This is a genomic window from Micromonospora sp. NBC_00821 (assembly GCF_036347035.1).
GTDB lineage: Bacteria > Actinomycetota > Actinomycetes > Mycobacteriales > Micromonosporaceae > Micromonospora > Micromonospora hortensis.
The window spans coordinates 1,398,329-1,414,165 of sequence record NZ_CP108880.1 but is presented as its reverse complement, the minus strand read 5'-3'; the positions used below and the strand labels follow the sequence as shown (position 1 = coordinate 1,414,165).

The following is a 15,837-nucleotide window of genomic DNA, read 5'->3' as shown; positions in this document are numbered from 1 at the left end:
ATTACTCAACTTCGCACGGTGACGGTACGGGCGCGGACGGATTCCGGTCGATATGCTGCGCGAATGAGTCGATGGGAGTTCGTCGGCCGCACGGTTGAGCTCAACCGCCTGCTGGAGGCGGTGACCGGTGAGGCCGGCCGTGGGCTCTTCTTCAGCGGCAGCGCTGGCATCGGCAAGAGTCGTCTGCTGCGCGAGGGCGTGGGCGCGTTGCCCACCGACCGGTTCGCGATCTGGTCCATCGCCGCCAGCGCCACCACCGCGGCGCTGCCGTTCGGTGGGCTGGTCCAGGTCCTCCCCGCCGAGCAGCCCCAGGGCCTCTCCCCTGCGGGCATCCTGCGCTGGGCGCTCAACGTGCTGCAACAGCAGGCGGCCGGCCGGCGGATCGTGCTCGCCATCGACGACGCCCACCTGCTCGATCCCCCCTCGGCCGCACTTGTGCATCTGGTGGCCCGTGCCGAAAACGCCACAGTGGTCGGCACCCTGCGCGACGGCGAGCAGATCCCGCTGCCGATCCGCGCACTCTGGACCGACGACCTGGTCGAGCACGTCGAGCTGACCCCGATGCCGCAGGAGGAGACCACCGACCTGCTGGCGGCGATCCTGGGCGGCCCGGTCGACGCCGGCTCCGCCGACCGGCTCGGCCGGCTGTCGGCCGGCAACCCGCTGCTGCTGCGCGAGCTGGTGCACGCCGCCAACGGCAGCGCCGAGTTGAAACGCGCGTACGGGATCTGGAAGTGGACCGGGCGACTGGAACTGGCGCCCAACCTGACCGACCTCATCGACACCCGGGTCGGCAAGCTCACCGACGGCGTCCGCGCGGTCGTCGAGCTGGTCGCGTTCGGCGAACCACTGGGCCTGCACCTCCTCAGGCAGGCCGCCGAACAGTCGGACGTGGAGACCGCCGAGGAACGCGGGCTGATCACCGTCGTACAGCACGACCGGCGCACCGACGTCCGGCTGGCGCACCCGCTCTACGGCGAGGTGATGCGCCGTCGCTGCCCGGTCAGCCGCACCCGCCGACTTCAGGCGCACCTCGCCGAGTTGCTTGAGCAGGTCGGCAAACGCCGACGCGACGACCTGTTGCGGGTGGCCGTCTGGCGACTCGACTCGGGCACCGCACAGGATCCGGCTCTGCTGCTGGACGCCGCGGTGCAGGCGTTCACCCGCTACGACGTGCCGCTGGCGACCCGCCTGGCGCGGGCCGCACTGCACGCTGACGGCGGCTACGACGCGGCGGAGCTGCTGGCCACCATCCTGATGTTCGCCGACCGGCCCGACGAGGCGATCGACGTCCTCGACGCGGTCACCCCGGAGCCCGGCGACGAGCGGCGGCTCTGCCGCTGGCTGACCGTACGCGGCATGGTCAGCTACTGGGGGCTGAGCCGGGAGTCCACGGTGGAGGAGATCGCAAGCCGCGTCGAGCAGCTCAGCGACTCCGCCGACCGGTCCCGCGTGCACGCCTTCGAGGCGATCATGCGCCTGCACCGACTGGACACGGCCACCGCGGTGCAGCTCAGCCGACGGGTACTGGACCGGCCGGCGGCCGGCGTCGCCGCCCGCGAGCTGGCCCGATCGACCATCGCGTACGTCCAGGCCGCGCAGGGCGAGCTGGCCCGCAGCGGTACGGCGATCGCCCAGGTGCACTCGGCCGCGGCGAGCTGGCGCACCGACATGCCGTACCTCCAGTTGGCCCTGGAGCTGGCCCGAGGCACCCGGCTCATGCTCACCGGCGACCTGGCCGGGATCGACGCGATAGTGGCCGACGAGTTCGCCGACCTCGCCGGAGCCGGCGACTTCCGCCTCGGCACCGGTTACCTGGCCATCCTCCAGGCGTACGCGGCCCGGCTGCGCGGGCAGAGCGACGCGGCCATGCGGACCTCCCTGGGCGCCTGCGCGGTGTTGGCCACGAGTCGGGTCTACGCCGGTCTGGCCCAGGCCGAACGCGCCCAGGCGGCGGCGCTGCGCGGTGACGCCGCGCAGGCGGTTGCGGCGATGGCCGAAGCCGACCGCACCCACGCGCCGGGCATGGCGGTGCTCTACCCGTGGCTGGAGCAGGCCCGGGGTGCGTCGCTCGCCGTCTCGGGCGACCTGCCGGGCGCTGTCAAACACCTCGGTGACCTGGTGGATCGGCTGCGCTCGGACGGCTTCGCCGGGCACGAGGTGCATGTCCTGCACGACCTCGTCCGACTCGACCAGGCGGGCATGGCGGTCGGTCCCACCTGCTCCGACGGTGGTCGGCGCACCGTCGCGCAGCGCCTCGCCGAGCTTTCCGAGCGGGTCGACGGGGTGCTCCCGCCGCTGTTGGCCCGGCACGCCCGCGCCGCGGTGACCGACTCCGCCGCCGATCTGCTCGCGGTCGCCGACGACTACGCCGCCCTGGAGTTGACCGTGTACGCCGCCGAGGCGACCTCCCAGGCCGTCCAGCGGCTGCGTCGTCAGCACTCGGCTGCCGCCAACGACGCCCGGGAGCGCCTCGCCGGGTTGCTCGGGCGCTGTGACCTGATCCGGACGCCGGCGCTCCAGGCCGGTGCGCCAGTGCTCACCGAGCGGGAGTGGCAGGTGGCGCGCCTCGCCGCGCACGGCGCTCCCAGCCGGGCCATCGCCGAACGGCTCTACCTGTCGGCGCGCACGGTAGAGAACCACCTCCAGCGGATCTACGCCAAGCTCGGCGTCACCGGCCGGGCCGAGCTGTGGGCGGCGTTGCGCTCGATCCCGGGCCACGACGGCGGCGACCCGAGCTGAACCTTAGGCTGGGGCGGTGAGCATCCACCGCCCCGCGCTCCTGACCGACCACTACGAGCTGACAATGGTCAGCGCGGCACTGAAGGACGGCACCGCCGACCGCCGGTGTGTCTTCGAGGTGTTCAGCCGCCGGCTGCCCAGCGGCCGCCGGTACGGCGTGGTCGCCGGGACGGCCCGGCTGATCGAGCTGATCCGCGACTTCCGGTTCGACCCCACCGAGGTCGAGTTCCTGCTGCGGACCGGTGTGGTCGACGAGACGGCGGCGGCGTGGCTCACCGACTACCGCTTCACCGGCGACATCGACGGGTACGCCGAGGGTGAGCTGTTCTTTCCCGGTTCACCGATCCTCACCGTCTCCGGCGGCTTCGCCGAATGTGTGGTGCTGGAGACGCTGGCGCTGTCAGTGCTCAACCACGATTGCGCGGTGGCCGCCGCGGCGGCCCGGATGGTGACAGCGGCGCGGGGCCGGACGCTGATCGAGATGGGGTCGCGCCGGGCACACGAGGAGGCGGCGGTGGCCGCGGCGCGGTCCGCGTACCTGGCCGGGTTCCGGTTCACGTCCAACCTCGCCGCCGGCGCGCGCTACGGCATCCCGACGGCGGGCACCGCTGCGCACGCGTTCACCCTGCTGCACGACGACGAGCGGGCGGCGTTCGCCTCGCAGGTCGCCACGCTGGGCAAGGACACCACGCTGCTGGTCGACACGTACGACATCAGCCAGGGCATCCGCAACGCCATCGCGGTGGCCGGGCCGGACCTGCGGGCGGTACGAATCGATTCCGGCGACCTCGCGGTGATCGCTCAGCAGTCCCGGGAGTTGCTCGACTCGCTGGGCGCCACCGAGACCAAGATCATCGTTTCCGGTGACCTGGACGAGTACGCGATCGCCTCGCTGGCCGCCGAACCGGTGGACATGTACGGCGCCGGCACGGCCGTTGTCACCGGCTCCGGGGCACCGACCGCCGGGCTGGTCTACAAACTGGTCGAGGTCGAGGGACGGCCGGTGGTGAAGCGCTCCGAGCACAAGGCCACCATCGGCGGCCGAAAGGTGGCGGTGCGCCGGCACAAGCCGACCGGCACCGCCACCGAGGAGGTCATCGTCCCGCAGGGCGTTCCCGACCGGCAGCCCAACGACCGCCTGCTCCAGCAGTCGTACGTGGTCGCCGGCGAGTCGGTGTCGCTGCCCACCCTCGACGAGTCTCGGGAGCACCTGCGGGAGTGTCTGATCTCCATCCCGTGGGAAGGGCTGAAACTTTCGGCCGGCGATCCGGCCGTGCCGGTCACCGTCGTACCCGCTGGCTGAGGCATCCCCGAGCACCACCGACCAACAGTGCGGAGAGAGGAAACCCCCATGGCCAACGCGCTGATCATCGTGGACGTGCAGAACGACTTCTGCGAGGGCGGTTCGCTGGCCGTCGCCGGCGGCGCAGGGGTGGCCGCCGGCATCTCCCGGTTGCTCGCCGCCGAGCCGGACCGGTGGACGCATGTGGTCGCCACGAAGGACTACCACGTCGACCCGGGAGCCCACTTCGGCGATCCGCCGGACTTCGTGGAGTCCTGGCCCCGGCACTGCGTGGTCGGCACCACCGGTTCGGAGTTCCACCCGGAACTGGACACCGCCCGGGTCGAGGCGATCTTCCACAAGGGCGAGCACGCGGCGGCGTACTCCGGTTTCGAGGGGCATGCCGACGACGGCGAGTGCCTGGCCGACTGGCTGCGCCAGCGCGACGTGGACCGGGTCGACGTGGTCGGCATCGCCACCGACCACTGCGTCCGGGCGACCGCGCTGGACGCCGCCCGGGAAGGTTTCGCCACCACAGTGCTGCTGGAGTTGACCGCCGCCGTTGCCCCGGCGACCACCGACGTGGCCCTGCGCGCCATGGAGGGCGCCGGGGTGATCATGCAGGGTCAGCCTGTGATCAGGGCCGCATGAGGCGCTAATTGGTTGGCCAAGGGGCCGCCGCCGGTCGAAGATGGCGCCGGAGGTACGGACCCACGTGAACATGAAGCCTTACCGGCGGGCGCTCGCCCTGCCCGGTCTGCGGTCGCTGCTACTGGTTGCCGTCCTCGCCCGCATCCCGCTCACCGCGACCGGGGTGACGTTGACCTTCCACGTGGTGCTCGATCTTGATCGGGGCTACGGGGCGGCCGGGCTGGTGGGTGCGGCGGTCACAGTGGGCGCGGCGATCGGCGGGCCGCTGCTCGGCCGACTCGTGGACCGGCGTGGACTGCGCCCGGTCCTGGTGCTCACCGCGATCGCCGAGGCGATCTTCTGGTCCACCGCGCCGACGCTGGCGTACCCGGTGCTCCTGCCTGCCGCCTTCGTGGCCGGTTCCCTGGCCCTGCCCATCTTCTCCGTGGTCCGTCAGTCGATCGCCGCGCTGGTCCCCGAGGACCAACGCCGCCCGGCCTACGCACTGGACTCGATGTCGGTGGAGCTGTCCTTCATGATCGGCCCGGCGTTGGCGGTGGCCCTGGTCACCGCGATCTCCGCGCAGACCACCATGTACCTGGTCGGTGGCGGCATCGTCGCCGCCGGGATCGCCCTGTGGGTGGTCAACCCACCCATCCGGGAGGCCACCGAGCCCACCGGCCCACAACGCCGCGTGCCGCGCCGGGAGTGGCTGACCCCCCGGCTGCTCGCCGTCCTGGCGCTCAGCGCCGCGGCGACCCTGGTGCTCGGGGGCACCGACGTGGCGGTGGTCGCCGTTCTGCGGGCCAGCGGCGAGGTCGGGTGGACCGGCGCGGTCCTGGCCATCTGGGCGGTCGCCTCGCTGGCCGGCGGTTTCGCGTACGGGGCCGTACACCGCTCGTTCTCCCCGCTGGCACTGACCGCCGCGCTGGCAGTCTGCACCATTCCGGTGGGGCTGGGCGGCGCGCACTGGTGGCTGCTGTGCCTGGCGCTGATCCCCGCCGGAGCGCTCTGCGCGCCGACCATCGCGGCCGGCTCGGACGCCGTCAGCCGCCTGGTTCCGGCCGAGGTACGCGGTGAGGCGATGGGTCTGCACGGCTCCGCCGTCACCGTCGGCATCGCGGTCGGTGCGCCGCTCGCCGGCGCGGTGATCGACGCCAGCGCGCCACTCTGGGGCTTCGTGGTGACCGGTGCGCTCGGCGCGCTGGTCACTGTGGTGGTGCTCCCGATCGAGCTGCGCCGCCGCCGCATCGCCGAGGCGGCCACCCCGCCGCCCGCCGAGGCCGACCTCACCCCCGCCGCCCGCTGACCACCCCGCCGTCGCGCGAAGCTGAAGGTCGGCGTCCCTGCTCTGCCGGAACGACGCATTGCCACACTGGTAGGCGATCCACCTCGACCGCACCGACAGACGGCACACATGCTGACGGCAGAGATACCTGTGAGGCATATTTATGACTCACAGGTATATCGCTCGTCAGCACTACCGTCACCTGGAGATCCGGCCACGCTGGTGCCACGCGGGCCCGGCCGGCAGGGCCAAGCGGATCCAGCCGAAGCAGGCCAACCGGCGGGACCAGGCCAGGGTTAGACGGACCCAAGCCGGGCTGGCCGAGTCAGGCCGGCCTGGCGGACTGGAGCCGAGGCTATACAGCCGTCAGGGTCATCAGGGAAATGCAGCCCAGCCCAGCCGCGCCAAGCAAGGGCAGGGCGGGCAGGGCCGATCCAGGCCGGGCAGGGCGGGCAGGCGGAACTGCGGTAGACAGCCCGCCGGTGAGCGACGCGGATCGGCTGGAACGCGGCGAGACGCGCCAGTGACAGTGGGCTGGGCATGGCGACGGGCGCCGCTCCCGGTGTCCCGGGGGCGGCGCCCGTCGTACTGCTGAGCTGAGCGTCAGTGCCTGTCGGCGTCGCTCGCGGTGTCCTCGCGGTAGCTGGCCCCGCCGTCCGACTCGCTGGTGAGCGGCTTGGCGCCACCCTCCGGCGGGCCGGCCAGGCTCTGACCACCGGCCGCCAACTCCGGGAACTTCGCGTCGAACGCCGGCCGCTCGGAGCGGATCCGCGGCATCCGGTCGAAGTTACGCAGCGGCGGCGGGCTGCTGGTCGCCCACTCCAGCGAGTTGCCGTGACCCCAGGGGTCGTTCACCTCGACCACCGGGCCGGTCTTGTACGACTTCCAGCAGTTGTAGATGAACGGCAGCGTGGAGATACCGGTGATGAACGCGCCGATCGTGGAGATCGTGTTCAGCGTGGTGAAGCCGTCGCTGGGCAGGTAGTCGGCGTACCGACGGGGCATGCCCTCGTTGCCGAGCCAGTGCTGCACCAGGAACGTGGTGTGGAAGCCGATCATGGTGAGCCAGAAGTGCACCTTGCCCAGGCGCTCGTCGAGCATCCGGCCGAACATCTTCGGGAACCAGAAGTAGATGCCCGCGAAGACCGCGAACACGATGGTGCCGAAGAGCACGTAGTGGAAGTGCGCCACCACGAAGTACGAGTCCGACACGTGGAAGTCGATCGGCGGGCTGGCCAGCAGCACACCGGTGAGACCACCGAAGAGGAAGGTGACCAGGAAGCCGACCGCCCAGAGCATGGGGGTCTCGAAGCTGATCTGGCCCCGCCACATGGTCCCGATCCAGTTGAAGAACTTCATACCGGTCGGCACGGCGATCAGGTAGCTCAGGAAGCTGAAGAACGGCAGCAGCACCTGGCCGGTGGCGAACATGTGGTGCGCCCAGACGCTCATGGAGAGCGCGGCGATCGCGACGGTCGCGGCGACCAGACCCTTGTAGCCGAAGATCGGCTTGCGGGAGAAGACCGGGATGACCTCGCTGATGATGCCGAAGAACGGCAACGCCACGATGTAGACCTCGGGGTGCCCGAAGAACCAGAACAGGTGCTGCCAGAGCATCGGCCCACCGGTTGCCGGGTCGTACACGTGCGCGCCGAGGATCCGGTCCGCGGCGAGCGCGAACAGCGCGGCGGCCAGCAGCGGGAAGACCAGGATCACCAGGAGGCTGGTGACCAGGATGTTCCACGTGAAGATCGGCATCCGGAACATGGTCATGCCGGGCGCGCGCAGGGTCAGCACCGTGGTGATCATGTTCACGGCGCCGAGGATGGTGCCCAGGCCGGAGATGGCCAGACCCATGATCCACATGTTGGCGCCGACGCCCGGCGAGTGTTCGACGCTGCTCAGCGGCGCGTACGCGAACCAGCCGAAGTCGGCGGCGCCGCCCGGGGTGATGAATCCGGCGGTCGCCATCGTCCCGCCGAACAGGTACAGCCAGTAGGCGAAGCTGTTCAGCCGGGGGAAGGAGACGTCGGGCGCGCCGATCTGGATCGGCACGATGTAGTTCGCGAACGCGAACACGATCGGCGTCGCGAAGAACAGCAACATGATCGTGCCGTGCATCGTGAAGAGCTGGTTGTACTGCTCCGGCGACAGGAACTGCAGCCCGGGTCGGGCCAGCTCAGCACGCATGACCAGAGCCATCAGGCCACCGATCATGAAGAACGCGAACGCGGTGATCATGTACATGATCCCGATTTGCTTCGCGTCCGTGGTTCGCAGCAGCCGCGCGATGGCCGACCCCTTGACCGGCTCCCGGACCGGCCAGGGCCGGGTCACGACCGGCTTGGGTGCGACGGTGGTCACGAGTGGCCTCCGGTTCTCGGTTGTCCCGCTCGGCACACGCTGTTTATCGGCGGGCCGTCATCCGCAAGGAGGATAGTCCCCGGCAGGTCGCAGCGCCGCGTGGGGTGGCGTGACACGATCTACTACGGGCCTACAGCGGGCCGAGCAGGAGCCGGTAGTGCTCCCCGAAGATCCGGTCGCCGCGTCCGCGCAGCAACGGGTCGCGCAGCGCCGGCGGGACGTCCCTGGTGCGGTTGCGGTCCCGGGTCCGGTCCCGCACCCATCGGGTACGCGGACGGCGACGACTCTCGTACGCCACGAGCGCCGCCTCCACGCTGTTGGCGGCGCGCAGCGACTCGGCCAGCACCACGGCGTCCTCCAAGGCCATGGCCGCACCCTGCGACAGCGTCGGCGCGGTGGCGTGCGCGGCATCGCCGACCAGCAGGACACGCCCTCGGTACCAGCGGCCCAACTCCACCTCGTCGGTGATCCCGACGTGCACCTCGTCGAGGGCCGCCAGCACCTCGGGTACCGGGCCGCGGTAGTCGGCGAAGAGGTCCCGCAGTCGGGCCAGCGGGTCGGCGGGTTCCTCGGTGCCGGCCTCGTCGGCGTAGAGGTGCAGCCGCCCGGCACCGATCGGCACCATCAGGAACCCGGAACGCTGGCCGAGCAGTGCGGTCCACTCGGTGACCGGTGGACCGTCGCGCAGGACGGCCCGGTAGACCACCTGCCCCACCGGGCGCGGCGGCCCACCGAGCGCGGCCAGCGCGCGGACCGAGGAGCGTGGCCCGTCGGCGCCGATGACCAGGTCGTACTCGCTGGTGGTGCCATCGGTGAAGGTGACGCCGACAGCGCCCGGGAGCAGGTCCAGGGTGCGGACCTCGGCGCCGTGCCGGACGGCGCCACCGGCACCACTGAGCAGCACCCGGTGCAGGTCGGCCCGGGGCAGCGCTCGGCATTCGCCGACGCCGGTCCAGAGTGCGTCGAGGTCGACCTCGCAGAGTTGCGCGCCCGCGGCGTCGAAGAACCGCTGCCGGCGGATCACCTGCCCGATCGGCCGGACCGGGTCGTGCAGGTCGAGCCGGTGTAGGGCGCGGGCGGCATTGCCGGGCAGGTAGAGACCGGTCTCGGTGGACTCCCCCGGTGGCAGCTTGTCGGTGACGTCGGGCCGGAAGCCCGCCAGGCGCAGCGCCCGGGCTACGGCCAGGCCGGCGATGCCCGCGCCGACGACGAGGATGCGCAGGGGGGAGCCACCCATGGTGGTGTACGCCTCCGGAGGGGGAGCGGCACGCGTTGGAGGCAACACGCTACTCGGAGCGATCGGCGCACACCAGGCCCAATCGGCCCGCACCCCGCCGCTCGTCGGTGACCCGCGCCGCTTGGCTGGCCGTCCGTGGCCAGCCGTCCGGCGGGGCATGGCAATCCTCACAATTCACCAGTTCGACGCGGACGGTTGCGCAGCAGTTTCAGACATGTAAATGTGTCGTTGAGCGTGGGAGCGCTCCCGCACTGCCCCACCACATCCGGCGCCCGGCACGCGCCGAGTCGAGGAGTGTCATGAAACGTCAACTTCGGGCCCTGGCCGCCGCCGGGTTGCTGGTCGCCAGTTCGCTGGTGGCAGTAGCCCTCGGAGGCAGCGCCTCCGCCGACACGCAGATCTGCGAACAGTACGGCTCGACAGTCATCCAGGGCCGCTACGTGGTGCAGAACAACCGCTGGGGCACCACCGCCCAGCAGTGCATCAACGCCACCAACAACGGCTTCGAGATCATCACCCAGAACGGCAGCAGCCCCACCAACGGCGCGCCCACGGCGTACCCCTCGGTGTTCCTCGGTTGTCACTACACCAACTGCTCCCCCGGCACGAACCTGCCGATCCAGGTGAGCCAGATCAGCAGCGCCACCAGCAGCATCTCCTACCGCTACGTCAGCGGCGCCACGTACAACGCGTCGTACGACATCTGGCTGGACCCGTCGCCGAAGCGGGACGGGGTGAACCAGATGGAGATCATGATCTGGCTCAACCGGCAGGGCCCGATTCAGCCCATCGGATCGGTCGTCGGCACCACGAACCTGGCCGGCCGCACCTGGGAGGTCTGGCGGGGCAGCAACGGCTCCAACAACGTCATCTCCTACGTCGCGTCGTCGGCGATCTCCAGCCTGAACTTCAGCGTGCTGGACTTCATCAACGACACCCGCAACCGGGGTGCGATCACCAACTCCTGGTACCTGACCAGCATCCAGGCCGGCTTCGAGCCGTGGCAGGGCGGCGCCGGCCTCGCGGTGACCTCGTTCTCGGCAAACGTCAACGGTGGCGGCCAGCCGCCGACCAACCCGACGACCCCGCCGCCGAGCGGTGGCGCGAGCTGCGCCGTGAAGTACACGGCGAACTCGTGGAACAACGGCTTCACGGCCGACGTGCAGATCACCAACACCGGGTCCAGCGCGATCAACGGTTGGACGCTGGCCTACAGCCTGCCCGGTGGGCAGCAGGTCACCAACGCCTGGAACGCCACTGTGAGCCAGAGCGGGTCGACGGTGACCGCCCGCAACACCGGCCACAACGGATCGGTAGCACCCGGCGGCACGGCCAGCTTCGGCTACCAGGGGACGCTGAGCGGCTCGTACTCGTCGCCGACCAGCTTCTCGCTCAACGGGGCAACCTGCTCCCGCAACTGAGCCGACACCACGATGTGCGGGGGCGTGACCTGGTCGGTCACGCCCCCGCACGTCGTATGTCGCGGGTGAAAGAATCACGCTTAACTATGCATTAATATTATTTGAGTACCTTCCGAACATGTCGGTCAAAGCCCTATTTCGGCACGATGTCCCCTCGTCGATCGTTGTCTTCCTGATCGCCATCCCGTTGTCCCTCGGCATCGCTGCCGCCTCCGGAGCACCCCTGCTGGCCGGGCTGATCGCCGCCGTCGTGGGCGGGATAGTCGCCGGCGCGCTCAGCGGCGCGCCGCTCCAGGTCAGCGGACCGGCGGCTGGGCTCACCGTGATCGTCGCGGGCACCATCGCCGAGTTCGGCTTCGCCGGCACCGCCGCGATCGTGACCCTCGCCGGGCTGCTGCAGATCCTGCTGGGCATCACCCGCCTCGGGCGGGCCGCGCTCGCCCTGTCGCCGACTGTCGTACACGGGATGCTGGCCGGCATCGGCCTGGTCATCGCGCTGAGCCAGGTCCACGTAGCGCTCGGCGGCGCGCCCCAGAGCTCGGCGTGGGCGAATCTCCGGGACCTACCCGGCCAGGTCGCCGACTACCACAGCGTGTCCGTGCTGCTCGGCGCGCTGACCATGACCCTGCTGCTGGTCTGGGCACGTCTGGTCAAGACCACCATGCTGCCGGCGACCCTGGTGGCGGTGGTGGTTGCCACAGTGGTCGCGACGGCCCTCGGTGCCGACGTGGAGCGGGTGAACCTGCCCGCCAACCCCTTGAACGCGCTCACCTTCGCCCGCTGGCCCGATTCACCGCTGTGGGAGGTCCTCCCGGCAGTCATCACCATCGCCCTGGTAGCGAGCGTGGAATCTCTTCTCTCGGCGGTGGCCGTCGACCGCATGCACCACGGCGCACGGGCGAACCTCGATCGCGAACTCATCGCGCAGGGCGCCGCGAACGCCGTGTCCGGAACGCTCGGCGGCCTCCCGGTCACCGGCGTCATCGTGCGCAGCTCGGCCAACGTCGCGGCTGGGGCACGCACCCGCGCCTCGGCCATCCTGCACGGAGTCTGGATCGCCGGGTTCGTGATGGCTGGCGCCGTACTGCTGGAAATGATCCCGATGGCCGTGCTCGCTGCCGTCCTCGTAGTCGTCGGCCTGCGACTGGTGAGCCTCGCCCAGATCCGCACGTACGCCCGGCACCGGGAACTGCCCATCTACGTGATCACCGCGGTCGGCGTTGCCGCGACCGACCTGCTCATCGGGGTCGGGCTCGGCATGGCGACGGCGGTGCTCTTCATGTTGTGGCGGTTGGCCCGGTGCGAGATCCACGTCACCGAGCCGAACTCCGGCAGTTGGCTCGTGTCGATCATCGGAACACTCGCCTTCGTCGCCTCCGGACGACTCACCCGCCGGCTCACCGCCCTGCCCCCGGGGCAGCACGTCGTCCTCGAACTACACCTGGACTATCTCGACCACGGCGCCTACGAGACCATCCGCGACTGGCAGGCGTCCTACACGCGGTCCGGCGGCACCGTCCAGGTCAACGAGGTACACGGCTCGTGGTTGCACCGTGCGGGCACCGACGGGCTCGGTACCGGCAAACGCACCTCCCCGTGCGTGGCTCGGGGTCGCCAGTCTTCGGATGCGCATGGGCACGTTGCACCGTCCCTCGCAAACCCTCGGGTTCCGTGAAGCCAGAACCGTCGTCAGACGCGGGTGAGGCGTACGGCGTCGGCGACGACCAGGCCGGTGGCGTTGCTCCACCGGCTCACGCCGACCCGGTTGGCGTCACCGGCCGGGAGTGTGAACGTGCCGAGGACCCGCCACTGCCCACCGGTGGCCCGTTGGTCGACCCGGACGGTCTGGTTGCCGGCGCTGGTGGCGACGATGTACGGGGCGGCACTGTTGTAGCCGGAGTTCGCCGGCCACCACGCCTCGACCCGGTAGCTGGCGGTGGCCGGGACGTTGAACCGGTACCACGCGACGTCGCTGGCGGCGACCGGGTCCGCGTAGCGGTAGTCGGCGCCGTAGCGCTGACTGGAGTACGACGACACGCCCCAGTTGGCGCTGGCGGTGAACCGACCGCTGGTGGTGTTGTCGACAGTGGAGGACCAGGCCGTGCCGCCGCCGGCCATTCTCGCCGCCACGTCGGCGCGCATGACGTTCAGGTCGATGAAGGACGGGTCGATCTTGCCGCTGGTGCTGGTCTCCCGGTGGCCCCGGGCGTAGCTGCTGTCCCGGCCGAGCCGGGTGAGCACGGCGGCCGTGGCGGCGAGCGACGCGTTGTACTGCGCGGCGGTCATCTCCTGGTTGACGCCGTTGTAGTCGATCTCCCACCCGATCATCAGGGTGTTGCCGTCACCGGCCGGGATCGGCCCGCTGCCGCCGCTGACTCCGGCGTGGTTGCACCGGCCGGCCGAGATGACGTGGAAGACACCGTTGTAGTCGACGAGCGCCTGGCACAGCGGGCCCGGCAGGTCGGACCGGCCGTTGATGCAGATGCCGAGCGCCGGGTGCGGATTGCTGGCGCTGGAGGTCGAGGCGGTGTGGTGCCAGAGCACCCCGATCGGGTCGAACGAGCCGGGCCGCATCCGGTTGAGCCAGTCCCCCTCGACCACTACCTGGACCCCGGCGGCGCGCAGCACGTCCACCAGCCAGGGAATGGTCGCCATCAGGCGTCCTGAAGCAGGTCGGCGAGGCACTCGGCCTTCGGCGCGGCGCTCGCGGCGGCGGGTCGGGCGACGACTGTCAGCGCGGCGACCACCAGGGCGGGGATGCCGAGCACCCCACGGCGGGGCAGACGGATGGACGGGATTCGGGCCATGGCGATCCTCCAGCGACGGCGGGTACGAACGGATCGACGAACGTGATGACGGGGACGCTATACCGTCACGTACGTCGATGTCGATACCCTTCATTGCCGGTTCACGGGTTGAAGGAATTCGCCGATTCAGACCTCGCCGAGCGCGTCGATGTCGCGCATCTCCTCCGCCGTGAGCGAGAAGTGGAAGACGTCGAAGTTGGCGGTGATCCGCTCCGGGGTCACCGACTTCGGGATCACCACGATCTCGTGGTCGATGTGCCACCGCAGCACCACCTGCGCCGGGGACACGCCGTGCGCGCCGGCGATCCTGGTCAGCACCGGGTCACTGAGGTCGCTGGTCTTGAACGGGCTGTACCCCTCCAGCACCACGCCCCGGTCCCGGTGCTCGGCGTGCCGCTGCCGGTCGTACAGCGACGGACTCCACCGGATCTGGTTGACCGCCGGGTTCTCCTCGGTGGACTGGATCAGCTCGTCGATCTCCGCGGTGCTGTAGTTGCTCACCCCTACCGCCCGGGCCAGGTTCTCGTCGCGGGCGGCGAGCAGCTCGCGCCAGAGCGGGATGCTGTCCCCCGGCGACGACGGCGGCCAGTGGATCAGCCAGAGGTCCACGTGCTCGACGCCGAGCGCCTCCAGGCTGGCCTCCAGCGTCGCGCGCTCCCGGCCCACCCGGTCCGGCGGGATCTTGGTGGTGATGAAGAGGTCCTCCCGGCGCAACCCGCTCTCCCGTACCGCCCGGCCGACCTCCCGCTCGTTGCCGTAAACGGTGGCGGTGTCGAGGTGCCGGTAGCCGGTGTCGAGCGCGGCCAGCACGGCGTCGTAACCGGCCTGGCCGGTGGCCTGCCAGGTGCCGAAGCCGAGCAGGGGCATCCGCACGTCACCGGGGAGCAGGGCGGTGGGCTGGTCGGTGAGGTCCATGAGGTCCGTTCTACCCCGCCGCGCCCTCGGCCGCCGAGCGAACCGGACACTCCGGCCTCCAGCGCACCGGTCCGGATTGCCGGAGAATGCTTGTGTGACCGACCGGCTGGACGAGTACCGGCGACGGCGGGACGCGGCCCGCACACCCGAGCCGGTGCCGTCGGCGAGCCCGCCGCCGTCCGGTGCTGACGCCGAACGCTTCGTCATTCAGCAGCACCACGCTCGCAGCCTGCACTGGGACCTGCGACTGGAGCGCGAGGGTGTGCTCGCCTCGTGGGCGGTGCCACGCGGCCTGCCCCGCGATCCGGGTCGCAACCACCTCGCCGTGCACACCGAGGACCACCCGATGGAGTACCTCGACTTCGCCGGTGAGATCCCCGCCGGGGAGTACGGCGGCGGCCGGATGCTGATTCACGACCGGGGCACCTACCGCTGTGAGAAGTGGCGCGACGACGAGGTGATCGTGACGCTCTCCGGTGAGCGGACCGCCGGCCGCTACGTCCTCTTCGCCACCGGAGGACGCGACTGGATGGTCCGCCGCACCGACCCCGCGCCGCCGGGCTGGACGCCGATGCCGGAGGTGGTCCGACCGATGCACACCACGCCCGCCGCCGGGCTCCCCCGCGACCGCGCCGCCTGGGGGTATGAGCTGCGCTGGGACGGCGTCCGGGCGATGGCGTACGTCTCCGGCGGGCGACTGCGGCTGCTCTCCGAGACCGACGAGGAGATCACCGGCGGGTATCAGTGGCTGCGCGCGATGGCCGAGGCGCTCGCGCCCACCGAGGCGGTGCTCGACGGTGTGCTGGTCCGCATCGACGGTGCCGGGCGGGTCCGCCCGGTACGGCCGGCCACCGGCAGCCGGGTCCCCGCCGGCGCCCAGTACCTGATCGTCGACCTGCTGTGGCTGGAGGGCGTGAGCAGCGTCGACGTGCCGTACACGCAACGCCGCGAGCTGCTCGATGGGCTGGTCTTGTCCGGTACGCACTGGCAGACTCCGCCGTGGTTCCCGGGCGCGGGCGACGAGGCCCTGCGTGCCGGGCGGGAACAGGGCCTGCCGGGCGTGGTCGCCAAGCGACTGGACTCGGTCTACCAGCCGGGGCGGCGCAGCCGGCACTGGCTGAGCATCGACGCGGTGTGACGGCGAGGAGCGA

12 protein-coding genes are annotated in these 15,837 nt (G+C 70.9%); 7 read left to right on the top strand and 5 right to left on the bottom strand.

The window, feature by feature from the left end; all coding sequences use genetic code 11:
- The first annotated feature begins 63 nt into the window (after positions 1–63).
- From OHB44_RS06595 to OHB44_RS06580, 4 genes are read left to right on the top strand one after another with little or no spacing between them, the layout of a single operon-like run.
- Positions 64–2,742, top strand: coding sequence for a LuxR C-terminal-related transcriptional regulator (locus OHB44_RS06595; RefSeq protein WP_330439936.1), 2,679 nt, complete (start codon positions 64–66; stop codon positions 2,740–2,742).
- Positions 2,743–2,758: 16 nt separating this feature from the next.
- The gene (locus tag OHB44_RS06590; protein ID WP_266303541.1) at positions 2,759–4,045 is read left to right on the top strand and encodes a nicotinate phosphoribosyltransferase; all 1,287 of its coding nucleotides are present in this window, start codon (positions 2,759–2,761) and stop codon (positions 4,043–4,045) included.
- A 48-nt stretch (positions 4,046–4,093) separates the two neighbouring features.
- Positions 4,094–4,675, top strand: coding sequence for an isochorismatase family protein (locus tag OHB44_RS06585; protein ID WP_112638522.1), 582 nt, complete (start codon positions 4,094–4,096; stop codon positions 4,673–4,675).
- 40 nt (positions 4,676–4,715) lie between these two features.
- A complete protein-coding gene (locus OHB44_RS06580) occupies positions 4,716–5,963 on the top strand; it encodes an MFS transporter (RefSeq protein WP_330439935.1) in 1,248 nt (415 codons plus the stop codon).
- A gap of 582 nt (positions 5,964–6,545) precedes the next feature.
- Here the strand turns inward: OHB44_RS06580 and ctaD are convergent.
- Together ctaD and OHB44_RS06570 are read right to left on the bottom strand one after the other, a co-directional pair.
- Positions 6,546–8,306 (bottom strand): aa3-type cytochrome oxidase subunit I, encoded by a 1,761-nt coding sequence (gene ctaD / locus OHB44_RS06575; RefSeq protein WP_238683419.1) that lies wholly within the window; start codon positions 8,304–8,306, stop codon positions 6,546–6,548.
- Between the two features lie 130 nt (positions 8,307–8,436).
- Positions 8,437–9,543, bottom strand: coding sequence for an FAD-dependent monooxygenase (locus tag OHB44_RS06570; RefSeq protein ID WP_238683420.1), 1,107 nt, complete (start codon positions 9,541–9,543; stop codon positions 8,437–8,439).
- Positions 9,544–9,842: 299 nt separating this feature from the next.
- On the opposite strand from OHB44_RS06570, the gene OHB44_RS06565 reads away from it, so the two are divergent.
- Positions 9,843–10,964 carry a GH12 family glycosyl hydrolase domain-containing protein gene (locus tag OHB44_RS06565; protein WP_238683421.1) on the top strand — a complete coding sequence of 374 codons (1,122 nt, stop codon included), beginning with the start codon at positions 9,843–9,845 and terminating at the stop codon, positions 10,962–10,964.
- A gap of 118 nt (positions 10,965–11,082) precedes the next feature.
- Positions 11,083–12,639: a SulP family inorganic anion transporter gene (locus OHB44_RS06560; RefSeq protein ID WP_330439934.1), complete on the top strand. Its 1,557-nt coding sequence runs from the start codon at positions 11,083–11,085 to the stop codon at positions 12,637–12,639.
- 14 nt (positions 12,640–12,653) lie between these two features.
- Here the strand turns inward: OHB44_RS06560 and OHB44_RS06555 are convergent, their stop codons facing one another.
- The 3 genes from OHB44_RS06555 to OHB44_RS06545 all read right to left on the bottom strand — a co-directional run bounded on the left by OHB44_RS06555 (position 12,654) and on the right by OHB44_RS06545 (position 14,686).
- Positions 12,654–13,619 (bottom strand): golvesin C-terminal-like domain-containing protein, encoded by a 966-nt coding sequence (locus OHB44_RS06555; RefSeq protein WP_238683423.1) that lies wholly within the window; start codon positions 13,617–13,619, stop codon positions 12,654–12,656.
- Positions 13,619–13,771: a hypothetical protein gene (locus OHB44_RS06550; protein ID WP_330439933.1), complete on the bottom strand. Its 153-nt coding sequence runs from the start codon at positions 13,769–13,771 to the stop codon at positions 13,619–13,621. The genes OHB44_RS06555 and OHB44_RS06550 overlap by 1 nt, the downstream gene beginning before the upstream one ends.
- 126 nt (positions 13,772–13,897) lie before the next feature.
- Positions 13,898–14,686, bottom strand: coding sequence for an aldo/keto reductase (locus OHB44_RS06545; protein WP_238683425.1), 789 nt, complete (start codon positions 14,684–14,686; stop codon positions 13,898–13,900).
- A 94-nt stretch (positions 14,687–14,780) separates the two neighbouring features.
- On the opposite strand from OHB44_RS06545, the gene OHB44_RS06540 reads away from it, so the two are divergent.
- Positions 14,781–15,824 (top strand): DNA polymerase ligase N-terminal domain-containing protein, encoded by a 1,044-nt coding sequence (locus tag OHB44_RS06540; protein ID WP_238683426.1) that lies wholly within the window; start codon positions 14,781–14,783, stop codon positions 15,822–15,824.
- Positions 15,825–15,837 lie beyond the last annotated feature (13 nt).

Coding starts and splice junctions, on each gene's coding strand:
- OHB44_RS06595 (WP_330439936.1), top strand. CDS start 64: ATGAGTCGATGGGAGTTCGTCGGCCGCACGGTTGAGCTCAACCGCCTG.
- OHB44_RS06585 (WP_112638522.1), top strand. CDS start 4,094: ATGGCCAACGCGCTGATCATCGTGGACGTGCAGAACGACTTCTGCGAG.
- OHB44_RS06580 (WP_330439935.1), top strand. CDS start 4,716: ATGGCGCCGGAGGTACGGACCCACGTGAACATGAAGCCTTACCGGCGG.
- OHB44_RS06570 (WP_238683420.1), bottom strand. CDS start 9,543: ATGGGTGGCTCCCCCCTGCGCATCCTCGTCGTCGGCGCGGGCATCGCC.
- OHB44_RS06565 (WP_238683421.1), top strand. CDS start 9,843: ATGAAACGTCAACTTCGGGCCCTGGCCGCCGCCGGGTTGCTGGTCGCC.
- OHB44_RS06560 (WP_330439934.1), top strand. CDS start 11,083: ATGTCGGTCAAAGCCCTATTTCGGCACGATGTCCCCTCGTCGATCGTT.
- OHB44_RS06555 (WP_238683423.1), bottom strand. CDS start 13,619: ATGGCGACCATTCCCTGGCTGGTGGACGTGCTGCGCGCCGCCGGGGTC.
- OHB44_RS06550 (WP_330439933.1), bottom strand. CDS start 13,771: ATGGCCCGAATCCCGTCCATCCGTCTGCCCCGCCGTGGGGTGCTCGGC.
- OHB44_RS06545 (WP_238683425.1), bottom strand. CDS start 14,686: ATGGACCTCACCGACCAGCCCACCGCCCTGCTCCCCGGTGACGTGCGG.